Here is a 20254-nt window from a genome sequence, read left to right as displayed (position 1 = left end):
TACATTACTGTAATTATTAGGCTTACGGCGATTTTTCTTAATATATTTTAACGGCCGTTGTCATTTTATCAATTCGCAATGGTTAATATAATATTATTATCAATTAAGAAGCGTTTTTCTAGTATTACAATAAAAATGTAAGTCAAATTACAATTCCAATACATTATATTTAACGAAATCTTTATTTTTGTAGAAAAAATATCAAGAATGAAAGTTAAAGAACAAGGGCTTTATTTGCCTGAATTTGAACACGACAATTGTGGTGCAGGATTTATTTGTAATTTGAATGGTATTAAATCAAATGATATTATTCACAAAGCATTGGATATCTTAATAAAATTGGAACATCGTGGTGCCGTTAGTTCTGATGGAAGAACTGGAGACGGAGCTGGAATTTTATTCGATATCCCACACGCTTTCTTTAAAAAAGTATGTGACTTTGAAATCCCTGAAACACGTGAGTATGCAGTAGGAATGGTTTTTTTACCAAAAAGCAAAAACCAGGTTTCTTTTTGTATCAACGCTTTCGAATCGACTATTAAGGATCAAAACTTAAAAGTATTGGGATGGAGAGATGTACCTGTTGAAGTCGAAAATTTAGGGCAGATTGCCGCAGAAAAAGAACCAACAGTTAAACAGGTTTTTGTTAGCAAAAACGGTCAGGATTTAACTGAAAACGAATTTAATGCAAAACTTTTTGCAGCTAGAAAAATTGCTGAACATGCCGTAAGAGGATCTAAAACCTCTGAAAGCCACATGTTTTATTTCTCTAGTTTATCGACAACTACCATAATATATAAAGGTTTATTGATGCCGGAAGACATCAGCCGTTATTATGTTGACTTAAAAGATCCCGATTTAGTGACTCGTCTGGCGTTAGTGCACCAACGTTTCTCTACTAATACTTTCCCTTCATGGGAATTAGCACAGCCATTCAGATACATGTGTCATAATGGTGAAATCAATACACTTCGCGGAAACGTTAGCCGTATGCGTGCTCGTGAAGAGCTGATGGAAAGCAAAATTTTCGGAAATGATATCAAAAAGTTATTCCCAATCATCCTAGAAGGAAAATCAGATTCTGCTTCTATGGATATGGTGGTAGAACTTTTATTAATGACAGGCCGTTCATTACCGGAAGCGATGATGATGGTGGTTCCTGAAGCCTGGGAAAAACACCAGACAATGTCTCCGGAGAAAAGAGCGTTCTACGAATTCAACTCTTGTATCATGGAACCTTGGGATGGTCCTGCTTCTATTCCGTTTACAGATGGTAACGTAATTGGTGCGTTATTAGACCGTAACGGATTGCGTCCTTCTCGTTACACTTTAACAAAAAGCGGTTTTGTAATCATGTCATCAGAAATTGGTGTACTTGATGTTGAGCCGGAAGATGTAGTACAACACGGTCGTTTAGAGCCAGGGAAAATGTTCCTTGTAGACATGAACGAAGGTCGTATTATCGAAGATGAAGAAATTAAAAAAGCAATTGTAACAAAACGTCCTTACCAGGAATGGATCGATGAAAACTTGTTACAATTATCTAAAATACCGTATACCAATAATCCTACTCCTGTTGAGAAACTTGATTTCCTGACAAGACAAAAATTATTTGGTTATACTATCGAAGACCTAAAAACAATCATTAACCCAATGGGAGCTCAGGGCGCAGAAGCCATTAGCTCTATGGGTAACGATACGCCGTTGGCAGTTTTATCAGAACAGCCTCAATTGTTATACAACTATTTCAAACAATTATTTGCTCAGGTTACCAACCCGCCTTTGGATGGTATTCGTGAAGAAATCATTACTGATATCAGTTTAGCAATTGGTGGAGATTTTAATATTTTTGAAATTGAATCAAAACAATGTAAAAAATTAAAAATCCAGAATCCGGTTATCTCAAATGAAGATTTAGATAAAATCAGAAACATTGATCATGCAGATTTTAAATCGGCTACTATTTCTACTTTATATAAAATAGAAAAAGGAGTTAACGGTTTAGAAAGAGCGCTTGAAAAATGTGTTCAGGCTACTTTTAAAGCGGTTTCTGAAGGATGTAACATCATCATTTTATCAGACAGAGGAGTTAGCGAAGAATTGGCTCCAATACCAATGTTATTGGCTTGTTCTTACATTCACCACTCGTTAAACATTTTACAGGTTCGTTCTAAATTCGGAATCATCATCGAATCTGCTGAACCACGTGAGCCACATCATTTTGCTTTATTGTTTGGATACGGCGCAAGTGCCATCAACCCTTATATGGTAAACGAGATCATTCACGATCAGGTAAACCAGGGATTCATTACAGGAGTAAAAGCGGATTATGCCATTGTAAATTACAACAAAGCGATTGCAAAAGGCATCCTTAAAATCATGAACAAAATTGGTATCTCGACTTTACATTCGTACAGAGCTGCCCAGATTTTCGAGATTTTAGGTTTAAACAAAACTTTCACTAATAAATACTTCCCATTTACACCTTCAAGAATCGAAGGAATTGGTTTGATGGAAGTAGAAAAAGAAGTGAAGAAACGTTTTCAGAAAGCATTTCCAAATTCTAAAATCGCAGGTTTATTGTCTTTAGAAATTGGAGGTATTTACAGATGGAGACGTGGCGGAGAAAAACACATGTTTAACCCGACAACGATTTCAAAATTACAACAGGCCGTTCGTCTGAACAGTCCTGAAAGCTATAAAGAATACTCAGACATGGTCAATGAGCAAAGCTCAAACTTAATGACGATTAGAGGTTTATTCGAATTCAACAATTTAGATCCAATTTCTATTGACGAAGTAGAACCATGGACCGAAATTGTGAAAAAATTCAAAACGGGTGCGATGTCTTACGGATCTATCAGTAGAGAAGCACACGAGAATTTAGCAATTGCAATGAACAGAATTGGCGGAAAAAGTAACTCTGGAGAAGGTGGAGAAGATCCTAAACGTTTCCAGAAAGAAATTAACGGAGATTCCAGAAACAGTGCTATCAAACAAGTTGCATCAGGACGTTTTGGTGTTTCGATCAACTATTTGACCAACGCTAAAGAAATCCAGATTAAAATGGCTCAAGGGGCAAAACCTGGTGAAGGTGGACAGTTACCTGGAGAAAAAGTAGTGCCTTGGATCGCTGAAACAAGAAACTCTACGCCTTATGTAGGTTTGATTTCGCCTCCGCCACACCACGATATTTACTCTATTGAGGATTTATCTCAGTTGATTTTCGACTTGAAAAATGCCAATCGTGAAGCACGTGTCAACGTAAAATTAGTTTCTGAAGTTGGAGTTGGAACAATCGCTGCCGGTGTTGCCAAAGCAAAAGCTGACGTGATCCTGATTTCAGGTTATGATGGAGGAACTGGTGCTGCACCATTGACATCGTTACAGCACACAGGTATTCCCTGGGAACTTGGTTTAGCTGAAGCACAACAAACTTTGATCTTGAATGATTTAAGAAGCCGTGTGGTTCTTGAATGTGACGGACAATTGAAAACGGGTCGTGACGTAGCTATCGCTGCATTGTTAGGAGCTGAAGAATTTGGTTTTGCTACTGCACCGCTTGTGGCTTCAGGATGTATCATGATGAGAGCCTGTCACCTGAATACTTGCCCTGTTGGTATTGCCACTCAGGATCCTGAATTGAGAAAAAATTTCAAAGGAACTCCGGAGCACGTCATCAACTTCATGTATTTTATTGCTGAAGAGTTAAGAGAAATTATGGCGCAGTTAGGTTTCAGAACTTTAAAAGAAATGGTAGGTCAGTCACAAAAATTAAATGTGAACAAAGCGATCAAACATTACAAAGCCAATGGTTTAGATTTATCATCAATTTTATACAAACCTGAAAAAGCTAAGACGGTTCCAAATCACAACACAACTGAGCAAGATCACGCTTTAGATAACGTATTGGATTTTGAAATTATCAAAGAAGCAATTCCTTCTATTTATAGAAAAGAAAAAACAAGAGTTACATTTAAAATTAAAAATACAGACCGTTCTGTAGGTGCTATTTTGAGTAATGAAATCTCAAAAATATATGGCGCACAAGGTTTACCTGAAGACACTATTTTAGTTGATTTTGAAGGTTCTGCCGGACAAAGTTTTGGTGCTTTTGCAACAAACGGATTGTCGTTTAAAATTCACGGAAACTGTAATGATTACTTAGGAAAAGGATTGTCCGGAGGAAAATTGATTATCAAAGTCCCTCCTACTGCAACTTTCAAACCTGAAGAAAACATCATTATTGGTAACGTTGCCCTTTACGGAGCTATTACCGGAGAGGCGTATATTAATGGAATGGCCGGTGAGCGTTTTTGTGTGAGAAACTCCGGAGCAACTGCGGTTGTTGAAGGAATTGGAGATCACGGATGCGAATACATGACTGGTGGTACAGTGGTTGTTTTAGGAAAAACAGGAAGAAACTTCGCAGCGGGTATGAGCGGTGGTGTTGCTTATGTTTACGATCCTAAACAACAATTTGATGCAACATTATGCAACATGGAAATGGTTGCTTTTGATCCTATCGAAGAAGAAGATGTGACGAAATTGAGAAAACTAATCAAAAATCACTCTTTGTACACCAACAGCCCATTAGCAAAAAGAATTTTAGCAGACTGGGAAAATGAACAAAACCATTTCGTAAAAGTAATGCCAACTGATTACAAAAAAGCATTACAGCGAATTGCAGAAGAGAAAAAAATAGAAGAATTAATAGCTGGATAAATGATTTTAGAATTTTAGATTTTAGAGTTCAGATTTTAGATTGAAACTAACCTCAAAGCTTTGCGGACTTAAAACACTCAAAAAAGCAAAAACAAAAACCTTGTGTTCTTTGCGGTTAAAAAAAATTAGAATTTGGAATTTTAAAAGATTGGAATTTTAAACCTTTACTTTAATTAAAAATGTCATGGGTAAAATAGGCGGATTTAAAGAATATAACAGAGCCGACGAAAGTAATTTAGCAGTTGCAGAACGTGTTTCGAACTACAGCGAATTTACTATTCCGTTAGCAAAAGATAAAATAAAAGAACAAGGTTCAAGATGCATGGATTGTGGGATTCCTTTTTGCCACAGTGCTTGTCCGTTAGGAAATTTAATTCCTGACTTCAACGACATGGTACATCAGGAAGAATGGCAGAGCGCATTAAATATTTTGCAGTCTACCAACAACTTTCCTGAATTTACAGGCCGCTTATGCCCTGCTCCATGTGAGAAATCATGTGTATTAGGGATCATCAAAGAACCTGTTGCGATCGAAAACATAGAGAAAAACATCATCGAAAGAGGTTTTGCTGAAGGCTGGATCAAACCACAAGCGCCAAAAACCAGAACAGGCAAAACGGTAGCCGTTATTGGTTCCGGTCCTGCAGGTTTGGCAGCGGCTCAACAATTAAACAGAGCCGGTCACACGGTAACTGTTTTTGAAAGAGACAATGCTATTGGAGGTTTATTGCGTTACGGAATTCCAAACTTCAAATTAGAAAAAGGAATCATCGACAGACGTGTATTAATCCTTGAAGCGGAAGGAATCACTTTTAAAACAAACGTGAATGTTGGAGTAAACTTTAGCGTTGAAGAACTAAATGCTTTCGATTCTATCGTATTATGCGGTGGAGCAACTGAAAGAAGAAGTTTACCAACTAAAGGAATCGAAAGCAAAGGCGTTGTTCAGGCAATGGATTTCTTAACACAACAAACTAAAGTGTTATACGGAGAATCAATTCCGGATCAGGTAAAAGCGACTGGAAAAGATGTTATCGTAATTGGTGGTGGTGATACAGGTTCTGACTGTGTTGGAACATCAAACCGTCACGGAGCAAAATCAGTAACTAACTTTGAGATTTTACCAAAACCACCGGTTGGAAGAAGTGAATCTACGCCATGGCCTTTCTGGCCGTTACAGTTGAAAACGTCATCTTCTCACGAAGAAGGCTGTGACAGAAACTGGTTAATCAATACTAAAGAATTCTTATCTAACGAAAAAGGAGAATTAGTTGGATTAAAAACCGTTGAGGTACAATGGAAAATGACTCCGGGTCAGCGTCCTGAATTGATCGAAAAAGAAGGTTCAGAGAAAATCTGGCCATGTGATTTGGCTTTATTGGCTTTAGGATTTACAGGTCCGGAAAAAACTTTAAGCGAGCAATTGGGTCTTGAATTAGACATGAGAAGCAACTATAAGGCAAAAAATTATCAAACGAATGTACCTCATATTTTCACTGCCGGAGATATGCGAAGAGGACAATCGTTAATCGTATGGGCTATTTCAGAAGGTCGCGAAGCAGCAAGAGAAGTAGATTTGTTCTTAATGGGCTCTACTAACTTGCCAACCAAAGGAAACGGAGACTTACCGAGTCTATAGTTTTGAGGTTCTAAGTTGCTAAGGTACTGAGGAACTAAGGTTTCTTTCTAACTTATAATCTTAAGAACTTAAAGATTAAAACTATAAAGTCTTTATTCCGATAAACAACATAACTACTAACAAACCCTTGAATTTACATTCAGGGGTTTTGTTTTTTTGCCCACGGATGTCACAGATTAGACGAAATTACGCGGATTTTTTTTATCTTTATTTTAAAAATCTGTGTTCATCCGTTTGATCCGTACAATCCGTGGGCTTAAAATTTTTATAAAAATTCGAAATAAGCTAGTTTTTGTTTAAAAACAAACAATTTGTTATAATTTGTTATTTTTCTACAATTAATTTGCCGTTAGTCAAAAGTGTAATAACTTTGCTCAAAATAGTTTAAAAAATGCAAGCAAAAGATTTACTGCAGTTAGCAGACCAATTTGGAAGTCCATTATATGTTTATGATGCCGAAAAAATCCAATCTCAGTACAACAGGTTAACTAAAGCTTTCTCTAAGGTAGAAAACTTGAGAGTTAATTATGCCATGAAGGCATTGTCTAACGTTGCGATTCTTCAGTTATTAAAGAACATGGGATCTGGTTTAGATACTGTATCGATTCAAGAAGTTTTATTGGGACTTCATGCTGGCTATGAACCTGAAAAAATCTTTTTTACACCAAACGGAGTTTCTCTTGAAGAAATCGAAGAAGTTGCCGCAATGGGTGTACAAATCAATATTGACAACTTATCTATTCTGGAGCAATTCGGAACAAAATATCCACAAATTCCGGTATGTATTCGTATCAATCCGCACGTAATGGCGGGAGGAAATGCTAATATTTCGGTAGGACACATCGATAGTAAATTCGGAATCTCTGTACACCAAATTCCGCATATATTGCGAATTGTAGAGAATACCAAAATGAGCATCGTGGGAATTCACATGCACACAGGATCTGATATCCTTGATATCGAAGTATTCTTGTATGCTGCTGAAATCTTGTTTGATACTGCAAAACACTTCAAAGACCTTGAGTTTTTAGATTTCGGAAGCGGATTCAAAGTGCCTTACAAAAAAGACGATATCGAAACAGACATCGAAGAATTAGGTAAAAAACTATCAAAAAGATTCAATGCGTTCTGCGCAGAATACGGTAGAGATTTGACGTTGATTTTCGAACCAGGAAAATTTTTAGTAAGCGAAGCAGGTTTCTTCTTAGCGAAAGTAAACGTAGTAAAACAAACAACCTCAACAGTTTTTGCCGGAGTTGACAGTGGTTTCAACCACTTAATCCGTCCTATGTTTTATGGTTCGTCACACCATATCGAAAACATCTCTAACCCTAAAGGAAAAGAGCGTTTTTACTCTGTAGTAGGATACATTTGCGAAACGGATACTTTTGCCAACAACCGCAGAATCTCAGAAATTACCGAAGGTGATATTCTGGCTTTCAGAAACGCCGGAGCATATTGTTTCTCGATGGCTTCGAACTACAATTCAAGATACAAACCAGCTGAAGTTTTATGGATGAACGGACAAGGAATCTTAATTCGTCAACACGAAACATTCGAAGATTTGCTTAAAAATCAAATTCCGTTGCCACAAGAAGTTGCAGCAACAGTTTAAAAATAAAAAAAAAGAGAATATCTATTGAATCCCGTTTCTTAATTGAGGCGGGATTTTTTTATTGCAGATTTCTGATTCTAGATTTTAGATTGGCAAACGTTTGTCAGGCTGAGCGAAGTCGAAGCTCACGCAAAGTAACCATAACGTTTGTCATTCTGAGGAATGAAGAATCTTCGCAAGAAACTCGACAAAGCAAATAGTCAATAACAGAACGCGGATGACGCGGATTCGCTTTGCGAAAACACAGATTGAAACGGATTTTTTTATCATAATATTATAAAGTCAATCTTGTCGGGCTGAGCGAAGTCGAAGCTTCAGCGCAATCTTGTCATTTCGACGTAAGGAGAAATCCTCGCAAGAAACTCTACAAAGCATATCAAATCCAGAATAAAAAGAAAGAAAAATCTTAAAATTAAATTCTAACTTTAGCCAAAAATTGAAAATGCAATTACAAGAAGGCTACCACAGTTATTACATATATATAATATCAAACAAACATAAAACTGTTTTTTATACTGGAGTTACAAATAATTTAAGAATTCGTTTAAGCCAACATGCAGAAAATAACTTAAATGGAAATAAAACTTTTGCCTCAAAGTATCACGCTACATACTTACTATATTATGAAAAGTTTACCTGGGTTCAAGAAGCAATTGCTCGTGAAAAAGAAGTAAAAAACTGGCGAAGAGAAAAGAAAATTGAATTGATAAAGACTATTAATCCAAATCTTGATTTTTTGAATGATTTATTCTTATAATTTTATCTAAGCTATATTTCCAATCTTTGTAGAGACTTTTGCGAAGATTTCTCTCCCCGAAGCATCGGGATCGAAATGAACAAAATTGTGGATAATTGGAGCCGGAAACTCAGCCTGATATCCCAACACAAAACAGACACGAACAACTTATTCAATAAGAACTATGAAACAGAATGTTTGTATTTTAATTTTAGTACTATTTGTAAATTTCTCTTTTGGACAAATCCTAAAAATAACAGATTTTAGGAAAGCGTATAATGATCATAATCCAACAGACCACAAACAGCTTTTATCAAAGGGTTTTAAATTAAGTACGGATTCAATTCTGACAAACAAAAGAAAATTTATTTTTAAAAATCAAAACAGTAAGGAAATTATTGAACTAACCTTTATTGAAGACGGAGAAGGAAGTGAATATCTTAATATAAAATATTTTTTGAAAACAGAATTGGCTTATAAAAAATTCATCTCAACATTGCCGACATACAAATTCAAATATAGCAAGAGAAACAAACGCTATCAATTGCCTACTAGTTCCTATTCGGGCGAAAACATCTCTCTTAATGGCTTAACACAAACTGATGGGCAGAAATATTATTCTCTTGAGTACAATCGTTATGTAGACAAAGCATTATCGGGGCCAAGGCCTGAAATAAGCAACAATATTGAACCACCAATTGAATCGCTTTCGAAATCTAACTAAATCTGTACGCACAACGGATAATGAACCCCAGCTCACAATGTTGATGAAATCCTGAAACGAAAAGATCAATTACATGTCCGAAAAAACATATATTTGTGCAACCAAAAATAGTATCGTACCAAAAAACTTGTTTTTTACCAAGCACTATTTTGTAAAAAAAATTTTAAATACCTTTGAAGTATGAGCACAGCAACAAAACCCAAGCATATTGGCAGAAATATAAGCCGAATCAGAGAACTTCGTGGCATGAAACAAGAAGCACTTGCTGAAGCCATTGGCTTAAGTCAACAAACTGTTTCAAGCATTGAAGGAAGCGAGGAAATCGAAACCAAAAAACTGGTAGAAATTGCAAAAGTTCTTGGTGTTACGGTAGAAGCTATTGAAAACTTTTCGGAAGAATCAGTTTTTAATTATTTCAATACGTATTACGATACAAAAGATAGCGTAATCAACGCAGGTAATAATTCAGGTGAAAACTCAAATAATTATTGCACATTCAATCCCCTTGATAAAGTGGTTGAACTTTACGAACGTTTGGTACAGGTTGAAAAAGAAAAAAATGAATATTTAGAAAAATTACTAAAAGGAAAGTAATCTTCGTGAAAAATAAAACTCTTATTAAATGCACAAATATCTTTGGACTTTGTGCATTTTTTTTGACCTTTATCAAAATAAAAAAACATCAAAATGAAACTACAAGTCCGAATCCTAATTTACTCCATACTCTTCTTTTTATATCTTTCTACAACGTCACTTTTGCTTTCGCTGGGTGAAGTATTAAAAACAGATCCTTATATTACTTTAGGCTGTGGTTTTGCAGTTTTAAACCTGATTTATACTTTCTTAGCCCTAAAGTGGACGCCTTTACTCAATGTGATTTCTGCTGTCGCTATTGCTGCTCTAAGTTTGTATTTGGCCGTACAATTTGCAAATTTACACCTGCTTGCCAATTATGATCCTTATCTGGTAAAAACGGCAATATTTACAAATGCTATTTTATCTATTTTGTTCTGGGAAATTGTGTATCAGGTAAAAAGCAGAAAAGAACTAAAATAAAAGCATTTTACAAGTCTATTGTATTGAAACAAATTCTCCTGTCTTTTCTATTTCGGTTTTGTATTTCCTGCATCACCGAAAAGAAGGACATACTATCAATAAAGCAGATCTTCGTTATCCTGATAAAAATGATAAAAAAAGTTGATCCTAAATTCTATATTTCTGCTATAAATTAAATAAGAATTGAACTTTCTATTCTAAAGTCTCTATGGCGTAAGTTAATTTTTATATTTTAGCAAAAGATACGTTTTGTTGGTCAACCATTTTTCAAATACCCACGAACACTATTTTTTGTATATAACTTCTAACCAACCCATTCTTAGAATGAAACAATTAATTTTGTCCCTTTTAGTCGTGTTTCTATTTTCCTGTAAAAAGAACGACGAAAAAGCAGATTCGAAAATTTCAGATGAAAAAACAAAAGAAAGCTCAGAAAGAGAAAATGATGGCATTAGAGCGTTAGACACTTTAAGAATCAGCTATCAAGAACATAAAAATCTCTTTGATATTCTTACTATTTTACCGGACAGCACGATGGCAAGCTGGCGATGGGATAAAAAGGAAAGGATAGAATTTGTAAAACAAATACAGAAACTCAACTACACGACAACACCGGCAGAACATTTTGCAAAAATTTCTCTCACCCAACCCAATACGCTTCAAATTCAAGTTGTTGACGGATATTGGGTATTATCTATTTATAAAGTAAAAGCCAATAATTATATTGTAATTACAAATGATGTTGTTGGCGACGGAAAAGATCTTCACGCTTTCGAATACTTAAACGGCGAACTGAAACACATCCCGTTCAAAAGCTTGTTTGACAATTTAACAGCATTGCTTATTGACAAAAATGATAAAAAATGCATGGAGTTTCTGGAGGATAATCGAATTCTATTTGATTATGATTTCATTGGAACAAAAAAAATACAGATTAGTGATTCTGATTTATTAGAAGAATCAAAAGATTGTTTTAAAGGCAGTATTTTTAATTATGAATTTAGTCCTGAGCTTAAAAAATTCAACCTAATCAGTATAGAATAATCAAAACGATGAAAAAATCTATTCTTGCCTTACTATTTTGTTTTCAACTTTCGTTTTCACAAAATGTCGATCATCTCAATACTGTTCTAAAACAGCTTAACCTAAAAGAAAGCCAGGTAAATCTGAATCTTTTTACTCAAAAAGTATTACCCTACGATAAGGAAAAAAGTGTTTTGGTGATTCCTAAATATGATATTAATGAAGAAGATAATGAAGGTCATTATTATTTTGTATTAGATGCTTATATTGTAATAATCGATAATGCGACAGGAAAAATAATCTGTAAATCTGTCGAGCCCCATGCCTGGACATCTGATGCTTTTTTGCTGACCGGTATTACGATTGATACCGGATTGTATCTTCTTAATAAAACTACCAGAGCTTTTGGAGTCAGAGTAGATTTTAATGGCAGCAGCAAGCCTAATCCGTTTGGTGAGACCAATTTATCCTTATACATTATAGATAAAAATTCTTTGAAGCAAGTGCTTAAGAATTATACCATTTCAGAATTACACGGAGAATGGGACACTAATTGTGCCGGCGAATTTGAAGATCGTAATTCGACTTTTGATATGGACAAAGTGCAAAAGAATAATTTCAACAATATTATAGTCAAAACTAAAATTGTAAAAACGATAAGCACGCCCACAAATGATGATTGTATCTCTAAGGATACCATTAGAAAAGAAACCTCTAAATTAGTTTTTAATGGAAAAGAGTATAAATAAATACGATGCTCCGGAAAAATTATATTGTTTTGAAAACGAATATTGTACTCCGGCATTAACTAAGGATGACAAAGCTAAAATAAAGGCTTTAACAGATGATTATTGCTCTGAACTTTGGGATAAATATGTTTCGAAAAATAAAAGACATTTGATGCTTATCAATCATCCTGAAGAATTGAAAATAAAAAATGAGATTAAAAAGGAATATAACTGGCAAAACGATTGGAATGAATCTAATATTGACGCATTCAACAAAAATGTAAAAAATCTTATTGATTGGGATGAAGATGACTCTGTTCTATTCTTTTGGAACAAATTTTCCGGAATAGAAACTACATGGCGCTTAATCTGCAAATACTGGATTTCGTTTTTATATGAAGATGAAGCCAATATTGTCATCAATCCCAAAAGCAAAAAAGTAATCATTTTAAGTACAAACGGAAACTTGTCTCTTGCTGATCGCTTATAAATATGGATATTAAAACCTTGATTCCAAAAGATAAATTTGATTACGAAACCGTTGACAGGCTGAAAAGCTGTTCATACGATCAAATCGAATCTATTATCCAGGAATTGTTAGAATGGCTTCAGGATATGAATTGGCCAATTAGTCAGCCTATCGCGGAATATTTACTTCCGTTTTCCGAAAAAATTGCACCTGAAATACTGAAAATTCTGCAGGGCAAAGATGAAGTCTGGAAATATTGGATGCTCGTAACTTTCGGAAAAATCACTAAAGATAAATTAGTGCTTGAGGAAATAAACAGGATTGCAAAAAATCCAACACAAGAGGAGACAGACAATGAAGTCTCTGAAATCGCTAATGAAATTATTAATTAAACTTTTTTTTTAAACATGAAAATTAAAATTCTAATTCTCTCTGCATTAATCGTTGTTTCCTGCAAAAAAGAAGAAAAAACAGCAACCGAAAAAACAGCAATTTCAGCAAAAGATACTGTACAAATCGCTCCGGAAAAAGAAAATTCAAAAAGCGATTCAGATACTATTGTACTATCTTCTAAACATAAAAAAAACAAAATGGTATGTGATTTAGACGGCGACGGAAAAAATGAAACCGTCGAAATTGTCAGAAGTACCAATAATGACAAAAGCGGCTTAAGAATCATATTCGGGAACGGAAAACGAACTGATTATCTGGGAATGGGAAATGTTGTTTTAAAACAAGGTTTCGATGAAATTGACTGGGCCGGAATATTCGAAAAAGCACCAAAAAATGAAATTTACTGGAATAATGTAAGTGACGATGGCGAAATAATGGGTGACGAAGAAATAAAAGAAGAAGACAAAATAAAACTGCCAAATGACGGAATATTTATTCACGCCGAAGAAAGCTGCGGAGGTGGAATCATTTACCTTAAAAATAACAAATACGAATGGATTCAGCAGGAGTAATCTCGCCATACTTTGCATAAACTACTACATATCAATGTTTATACAATTATTAATTTAAAAATGCATAAATTTATTGTCCGATTATCATTTCATGGTCGAAACTAAGTTCTAATTTTTTAAATCATTATTATGAAAACTAAAAAAATATGGGCCAATTTGGGTGTAGAAGATCTGGCACGAACAACCAAATTCTACAGTGAACTAGGTTTTAAACCCAATGGTACCAATACAGAATTGACCAGTTTTACTTTTGGAGAGGATGATTTTACAATTCATTTTTTTATAAAAGAAAGATTTAAGTGGGCAATAAGTAGTGAAGCTGCCGACTTAAAATTGGGGAATGAAATTATTTTCTCTCTTTCGGCCGAAAGCGTAGACGAAGTACATCAATGGTTACTGAATGTGAAAAATGCAGGTGGAAAGATTTTCGCTGAACCTCAAACTGTTGAAAAAGGATATTTCTTTGGATTCTCTGATCCGGACGGACATAAATTTAATATCTTGTACTGGCCTAAATAAAAGGATCTTCCAGTAAATCCATCAGACATACACTATTGCGGCTTACCCTTTATAAAAACTAAGAGATAAAGGCAAAAGCGGGACAATTGGTCTTTATGAAAACTAAAATTCCTGCTCCTTAAATTTAAAATTTACAGTATCTCAATTCATCTAAAAACCGATATATTTACACCTTTAAAATCAATCGCCTTTAGAATGAAAAAATTAGCATTACTGTTCTCCATATTATTTTTATCCCTTTCGTCATGTGGCGTAAAAACGACACAATCCTTATTAAGTGATGGTAATTATGATGGTGCCATAGATCGTGCCGTCGAGGCATTGAGAACTAAAAAAGACTCAAAAGGAAAACAGGATTATGTCTATTTACTTGAAGAAGCTTTTGCAAAAGCAAAGGACAGGGATTTGCGCGATCTTGATTTGATGATTAAAGAAGCTACGCCTACGAATGCAGAACGTGTTTACAATACCTATTTGCAATTGAATAACCGTCAGGAAAAAATCAGGCCTTTATTGCCGTTGCCTTTATTGAAACAGGGAAAAAATGCTTCATTTGCTTTTGATAATTACTCCAACCAAATTGTAAGCAGTAAAATTGCGCTTACAAAATATTTATATGAGAAAGCTTCCATTCTTTTAAAATCAAAAAACAAACTGGATTTCAGACAAGCTTATGATGATTTTTTCTATCTGGAAAGTCTGAGTCCGGGATATAAAAACACCAAAAAACTGATGGAAGATGCACAGTCTAAAGGAACTGATTTTGTAGACGTTTATGCTACAAATGAAACCAATATGGTGATCCCGAAAATGCTTCAGGATGATTTATTAGATTTTAAAACCTACGGATTAAATGATAAATGGACGGTTTATCATAATGCCAGACAAAAAAATATTATATACGATTATAGTCTGGTGATTAATTTCAGACAAATTAATATCTCTCCGGAACAGATCAAAGAAAAAGAATTCATAAAAGAAAGACAGGTAAAAGATGGTGTAAAAACGCTTTTAGACAGTCGCGGAAGACCTGTAAAAGATAGTTTGGGCAAAGAAATAAAAGTCGATAATTACAGATGGCTTCGAGCAAACGTATACGAATTCAGACAGTTTAAATCCTGCCAGATAACGGCAAAAGTAGATTATGTTGATGTAAAAACAAATGCACTGTTACAATCATTTCCGGTCACGAGCGAATCTATTTTTGAAAATATTTATTCTACCTACAAAGGAGACAGAAGCGCTTGTGAGGATAATTACATGAATTATTTTAATAAACGTGCTGTGCCATTCCCTAATAACGAACAAATGGTGTACGATACCGGCGAAGATTTGAAAGCGAGACTCAAAGATATTATTGTTCGAAATAAATTCAGGTGATAAAATTCCTGATTTGAACCAAAAACAATTTAACGCCATACAATCAAAAAATGAAAACTAAAATCCTTATTACATTAATTCTATTTTGTTTTATAAGCTGTAAAAATTCTGAAAAGACAGAAAAAACGGAAAGAAAATACCAGCCTGATATCTACAACGTAAAAGGCAATGATACAGAAATGAATGCAGCAATAGAAAAAGCCAACCAGACCCTGACAGATTTTAATGCTGCGTTACTTAATGCGGAAATTGAAGTTAAATCGCTGAAAGTTAAATTTCAAAACGAGACTGATGTAGAACATATCTGGCTAAGTGATGTTCAGTTTAAGGATGGTAAATATTCGGGGATTTTAGACAATGAACCGGAATATATTACGGATTATAAAATTGGAGACACTTTAAATGTCGACAGTAAAAACATTAGCGACTGGATGTATATTGAAAACGGAAAACTATTTGGCGGTTACACCATAAAAGTGCTGAGAAACAGAATGCCTGAAAGCGAAAGAAAACAATTTGATGCCGAAAGCGGTATGCAAATAGATTAAGCAACAGTAAGAACATCTTGTTTTTAAGCGTATTTTATCAAAATCCTATAGTCTTTTAAAAAATGCTGAAGAAAAACTACATAAAACAAATTGCAATTCTGTCACTGCTAATTATAACATTTTCAGGTTGCAGAGAGGAGAAAAAAGAACAGCTGAAAGCATCTGAAAGCACTGAACAAAATGGTGCTAAAAGCCAGAATTTAGCAGTCACTAAAATTGATTCGACGGAGTTTCCCAATTCAATTAAATACGAAGGTTTTATCAAAAATGCTGTTCGCTGGACAGATAATGCAGGTGATAATATTGTAATCACGACTGAAACCGGCATTTACAGAAACCAAAAACTGGCACACGAATTTGAAGACAGCAGCGACGCTGAGTTGTATGCCTATCATTTTATAATATCGGATAATGAAGCAAAACAAACCTGGAGAGTTAAGGATTTTATTGCCGATTGTCCTGTTGATATTATAGCGGCTTTTGTCAAAAACACTTTCAAAATTACAGACTTAAATAAAAATGGTATTGCCGAAATATGGTTAATGTACAAAACCGTTTGCCATGGCGACGTAAGCCCTTGTGACATGAAAATTATTATGTACGAAGGCAATCAGAAATATGCCATGAGAGGGCGTAACAAGGTTGAATTTGGAATCGATGAAAATGGAAAAAGATCATTTGAAGGTGGTGAATTTACATTTGATGCAAATTTTAAGAATGCGCCTAAAGTCTTTCAGGACTTTGCCAAAGACTTATGGAATAAAAACCTGGTCGAAAACTGGGACAATTAAATCCTATTTCATTGTTATAAATCTTATTGATTTCTTTTTGAAGCAATCAAAGTCCATCGGCATTTACAAGTCAAAACACTGTATATCAACAACTACATTTCTCTAACCTTCTAAAAAAGATTACAAAATATTTTTTAGAAACCAAAAGTCTGCTTATATTTGCAACTGATTAGTTGCGCATTAAATCAATAAAAATGAAGCGAGATATATTTCAGGCTATTGCCGACCCAACCCGTCGGGCCATCTTAGTATTAGTAGCTACTAATGCCCTGACGCCAAATGCAATTGCTGAGCGGTTTAATACAACAAGACAAGCCGTTTCAAAACACATTAAAATTCTCAATGAATGCGATTTACTAGACGAAAAAAAAATAGGTCGGGAAATTTATTATCAACTTAAAATTGACAAAATGAAAGAAGTTGACCAATGGCTGGAACAGTTTAAGGAAATTTGGGAAAACCGATTCAGTCAACTCGATCAGGTATTAATGAATTTAAAATCGAAAGAACATGAAATCTAATCTTTTAATGAATTTTACCCTGGACAAAGAAAACAAGACGGTGCATGTGAAACGCGGGTTCAACGCATCGCTCGATCATGTGTGGTCAGCCTGGACAGAAGCTGAGATACTAGATCAATGGTGGGCTCCTGCCCCTTTTAAATCTAAAACCAAGAGTATGCAATTTGAAGTAGGCGGACGAAGATTGTATGCAATGGTGGGACCGGACAATCAGGAACGATGGGGCTCTATTGACTATTCTTCAATCTCTCCTAAAACCAACTTCAAATATGCCGCTGCTTTTTGTGATTCTAATGGAATCGCGGATTCTAATATGGGAAGTTCTTACTGGGATATAACGTTCTCTGAACAAGGAAATTCGGTCATTGTTGACATTGCAATTAAACGCGATAGTTTATCTGAATTAGAAAAAATAATTGAAATGGGCTTTAAACAAGGATTTACAAGTGCAATGGAAAGTTTGGACAAAATCTTTGAAGCACAAAAATAAATTGTTTTTAGTCATGCCATTTAAATAGTAATAAATTTAAACTCTAAAGAAATGAAATCTAGTTTATTAATGAATTTTACCGTAAACAAAGAAACGAGTACGGTGAATGTAAAACGTGAGTTCAATGCATCGCTTGATCAGGTTTGGGCTGCCTGGACAGAAGCGGAGATATTAGACCAATGGTGGGCTCCTGCCCCATGGAAATCTAAAACAAAAAGTATGAACTTTAAAGAAGGCGGACGAAGACTGTATGCCATGGTTGGTCCGGCAGGCGAAGAACATTGGGCTTTAGCGGATTTTACTTCTATAACTCCAAAATCAAATTTCAAATATCTGGATGCTTTTTCGGATAATGAAGGAAATTTGAACAACGATTTCCCACGTTCTGACTGGAATGTGAGTTTTTCAGAGCAGGGAGATTCAACGATTGTTGATATCGCAATCAAACATGATACATTATCTGATTTGGAGAAAATAATCGAAATGGGATTCAAAGAAGGTTTTACAATTGCTATGCAAGGTTTGGATGCTATTTTTGCTCCGAGAACAAACTAAAATCTGATTCATACTCGGTAAAATCCCATTCGGCAAAAACGAATGGGATTTTTTTGATTTTAAATTTGTATTTTCGTTTTACAAAAAAATCTTGCTTAGATAATAAGACCAAAACCTAAATGGTCAATAATACCACAAAATGAATAAAATTATTTGTCTTACCTTTTTCCTTTTTACCTCAACATTTCTTTTTAGTCAAAATAACAAATCCAAGTCAACAGATACCAGTAAACCTTTTGTGTTAGGTGTGATTGAAGAAATACAATCGAAAGAACTGGGCGAAAAAAGAATCCTGAACATTTATCTTCCTGAAGGTTATAAAGCAGAAGACGCCACGAAATATCCTGTAATCTATTTACTGGATGGCTCAGCTGACGAGGATTTTATTCATATTGCAGGATTAGTACAATTCAATAGTTTTGAGTGGATCAATCAGGTTCCAAAATCAATTGTTGTGGGAATTGCTACGGTTGACAGAAGAAGGGATTTTACTTTTCCGACCACTATCGAAAAAGATCAAAAACGTTTTGCTACTTCAGGACATTCGGATAAATTTATTGCTTTTATCGAAAAGGAATTACAGCCTTTTATTGATAAAAAATACAAAACTACCCATTCTAAAACCATTATAGGACAATCATTAGGAGGATTGTTAGAAACCGAAATCTTATTCAGGAAACCCACTCTTTTTAATCAATATGTCATTGTAAGCCCAAGTATCTGGTGGGATAATGGTGCTGTATTAAATTTGGACAGTCCAATTTTGCACGAGAATTTTACACAGCAAACTGATATTTATATCGCTGTTGGTAAAGAAGGTCTTACGCCAACAGAAATCCCAAGAGTAATGGAAGTAGATGCAAATCTGCTGGCCGAAAAAATTAAAGCTACTAAAAGTAAAAATATAAAGGTGTATTTTGATTATTTCCCTCAGGAAAATCATGCTACTATTTTACATCCTGCAGCTTCAAATTCCTTTAAATTCTTTTATCCGCAAGGCAAAGAATAAAAGCGAATATTTTGAAATGAAAAAACAAGTTTGACAAACATGAAAAATACAGCAGAACATAAATTAGACAATCCGGTTTGGAATTCTTTGTCTGAAACTCATACCGCATTTACTATTGATTATAATGGAACTAAATTTTATAATCCCGATTATTGCCCTTTTGGAGGTTTTGTAAAACCAGAAAGCACTTTAGATGCCGCAAATCAATATTCTGCTTTGGCAGAAAGCTTTTTTATTGTGGGCGAAAAACCCGAAATCGGTAATTCCCTAAAGATTGGAAAAGAATTAGTTTGTCTGCAAATGGTTATTTACAATAAAATAAATCTGCCAATTACTACTGAAATCGTAAGACTTACTGAAGAACATAATGATGCATTAGTACAGCTGGTTAATTTGGTTCAGCCGGGATATTTCAAAACTAAAACACCTTCGTTAGGCAATTATTACGGCATTTTTAAAGACAATCAACTTATTGCTATTACAGGGGAACGCATGAAAATGAATGATTTTACAGAGGTCAGCGCTATTATTACTCATCCTGATCACACCGGAAAAGGCTACGCAAAACAATTGATTGCACATGTGGTGAACAGAATTTTCGAGGAGAACAAAACGCCTTACCTGCATGTAGTCGAAAGTAATATTGGAGCAATTGGTCTGTATGAAAAACTAGGTTTTGTCACAAGAAGAAAAATGAGCTTCTGGAATATTTCTAAACCTCTCGCCTAGCCCCGATGGCAACCTACCGTCTGGACACAAAT

The 20254-nt window shown here is 34.8% G+C and carries 21 protein-coding genes; all 21 read left to right on the top strand.

Annotated features, from left to right (window positions below):
- Positions 1–207 precede the first annotated feature (207 nt).
- The 21 genes from gltB (at position 208) to B0A67_RS14895 (ending at position 20222) form a co-directional block, all read left to right on the top strand.
- A complete protein-coding gene (gene gltB, locus B0A67_RS14995) occupies positions 208–4725 on the top strand; it encodes a glutamate synthase large subunit (protein WP_072956749.1) in 4518 nt (1505 codons plus the stop codon).
- Between the two features lie 184 nt (positions 4726–4909).
- Positions 4910–6364, top strand: a complete 1455-nt coding sequence (locus B0A67_RS14990) for a glutamate synthase subunit beta (RefSeq protein WP_072956752.1) — start codon at positions 4910–4912, stop codon at positions 6362–6364.
- Between the two features lie 391 nt (positions 6365–6755).
- Positions 6756–7979: a diaminopimelate decarboxylase gene (gene lysA / locus B0A67_RS14985; RefSeq protein WP_072956756.1), complete on the top strand. Its 1224-nt coding sequence runs from the start codon at positions 6756–6758 to the stop codon at positions 7977–7979.
- Between the two features lie 442 nt (positions 7980–8421).
- Entirely contained in the window at positions 8422–8736 is a 315-nt protein-coding gene (locus B0A67_RS14980; RefSeq protein WP_072956759.1) for a GIY-YIG nuclease family protein, read from the top strand.
- A gap of 163 nt (positions 8737–8899) precedes the next feature.
- Positions 8900–9439 (top strand): hypothetical protein, encoded by a 540-nt coding sequence (locus B0A67_RS14975; RefSeq protein ID WP_072956763.1) that lies wholly within the window; start codon positions 8900–8902, stop codon positions 9437–9439.
- 180 nt (positions 9440–9619) lie between these two features.
- Positions 9620–10033: a helix-turn-helix domain-containing protein gene (locus B0A67_RS14970; RefSeq protein WP_072956766.1), complete on the top strand. Its 414-nt coding sequence runs from the start codon at positions 9620–9622 to the stop codon at positions 10031–10033.
- 93 nt (positions 10034–10126) lie between these two features.
- Entirely contained in the window at positions 10127–10495 is a 369-nt protein-coding gene (locus B0A67_RS14965; protein WP_072956769.1) for a hypothetical protein, read from the top strand.
- A gap of 324 nt (positions 10496–10819) precedes the next feature.
- On the top strand, positions 10820–11539 hold the full coding sequence (locus B0A67_RS14960; protein ID WP_072956772.1) for a hypothetical protein: 720 nt from the start codon (positions 10820–10822) through the stop codon (positions 11537–11539).
- 8 nt (positions 11540–11547) lie between these two features.
- Positions 11548–12267, top strand: a complete 720-nt coding sequence (locus B0A67_RS14955) for a PA3715 family protein (RefSeq protein ID WP_072956775.1) — start codon at positions 11548–11550, stop codon at positions 12265–12267.
- On the top strand, positions 12248–12736 hold the full coding sequence (locus tag B0A67_RS14950) for a DUF2947 family protein (RefSeq protein ID WP_072956778.1): 489 nt from the start codon (positions 12248–12250) through the stop codon (positions 12734–12736). The genes B0A67_RS14955 and B0A67_RS14950 overlap by 20 nt, the downstream gene beginning before the upstream one ends.
- 2 nt (positions 12737–12738) lie before the next feature.
- The gene (locus B0A67_RS14945) at positions 12739–13107 is read left to right on the top strand and encodes a DUF5071 domain-containing protein (RefSeq protein WP_072956782.1); all 369 of its coding nucleotides are present in this window, start codon (positions 12739–12741) and stop codon (positions 13105–13107) included.
- Between the two features lie 15 nt (positions 13108–13122).
- Positions 13123–13680, top strand: coding sequence for a hypothetical protein (locus tag B0A67_RS14940; protein WP_072956785.1), 558 nt, complete (start codon positions 13123–13125; stop codon positions 13678–13680).
- 129 nt (positions 13681–13809) lie between these two features.
- Positions 13810–14199 (top strand): VOC family protein, encoded by a 390-nt coding sequence (locus B0A67_RS14935; protein ID WP_072956788.1) that lies wholly within the window; start codon positions 13810–13812, stop codon positions 14197–14199.
- Positions 14200–14394: 195 nt separating this feature from the next.
- Entirely contained in the window at positions 14395–15579 is a 1185-nt protein-coding gene (locus B0A67_RS14930; RefSeq protein WP_072956792.1) for a hypothetical protein, read from the top strand.
- 50 nt (positions 15580–15629) lie between these two features.
- On the top strand, positions 15630–16127 hold the full coding sequence (locus B0A67_RS14925) for a YegJ family protein (RefSeq protein ID WP_072956795.1): 498 nt from the start codon (positions 15630–15632) through the stop codon (positions 16125–16127).
- A gap of 80 nt (positions 16128–16207) precedes the next feature.
- Positions 16208–16918, top strand: a complete 711-nt coding sequence (locus B0A67_RS14920) for a M949_RS01915 family surface polysaccharide biosynthesis protein (protein WP_072956884.1) — start codon at positions 16208–16210, stop codon at positions 16916–16918.
- A 194-nt stretch (positions 16919–17112) separates the two neighbouring features.
- Complete coding sequence (locus tag B0A67_RS14915) at positions 17113–17439, top strand: ArsR/SmtB family transcription factor (RefSeq protein ID WP_072956797.1); 327 nt, start codon at positions 17113–17115, stop codon at positions 17437–17439.
- A complete protein-coding gene (locus B0A67_RS14910) occupies positions 17429–17929 on the top strand; it encodes an SRPBCC family protein (RefSeq protein WP_072956800.1) in 501 nt (166 codons plus the stop codon). The genes B0A67_RS14915 and B0A67_RS14910 overlap by 11 nt, the downstream gene beginning before the upstream one ends.
- A gap of 51 nt (positions 17930–17980) precedes the next feature.
- The gene (locus B0A67_RS14905; protein WP_072956802.1) at positions 17981–18484 is read left to right on the top strand and encodes an SRPBCC family protein; all 504 of its coding nucleotides are present in this window, start codon (positions 17981–17983) and stop codon (positions 18482–18484) included.
- A gap of 139 nt (positions 18485–18623) precedes the next feature.
- Positions 18624–19493 (top strand): alpha/beta hydrolase, encoded by an 870-nt coding sequence (locus tag B0A67_RS14900; protein WP_072956807.1) that lies wholly within the window; start codon positions 18624–18626, stop codon positions 19491–19493.
- 39 nt (positions 19494–19532) lie between these two features.
- Positions 19533–20222, top strand: a complete 690-nt coding sequence (locus B0A67_RS14895; RefSeq protein WP_072956811.1) for a GNAT family N-acetyltransferase — start codon at positions 19533–19535, stop codon at positions 20220–20222.
- The last annotated feature ends 32 nt before the right edge of the window (positions 20223–20254 follow it).

Source organism: Flavobacterium aquidurense (genome assembly GCF_002217195.1).
Taxonomy (GTDB): domain Bacteria; phylum Bacteroidota; class Bacteroidia; order Flavobacteriales; family Flavobacteriaceae; genus Flavobacterium; species Flavobacterium frigidimaris.
Note: the sequence above shows the minus strand (reverse complement) of the source record. Positions and strands in the feature narration are given on the sequence as shown.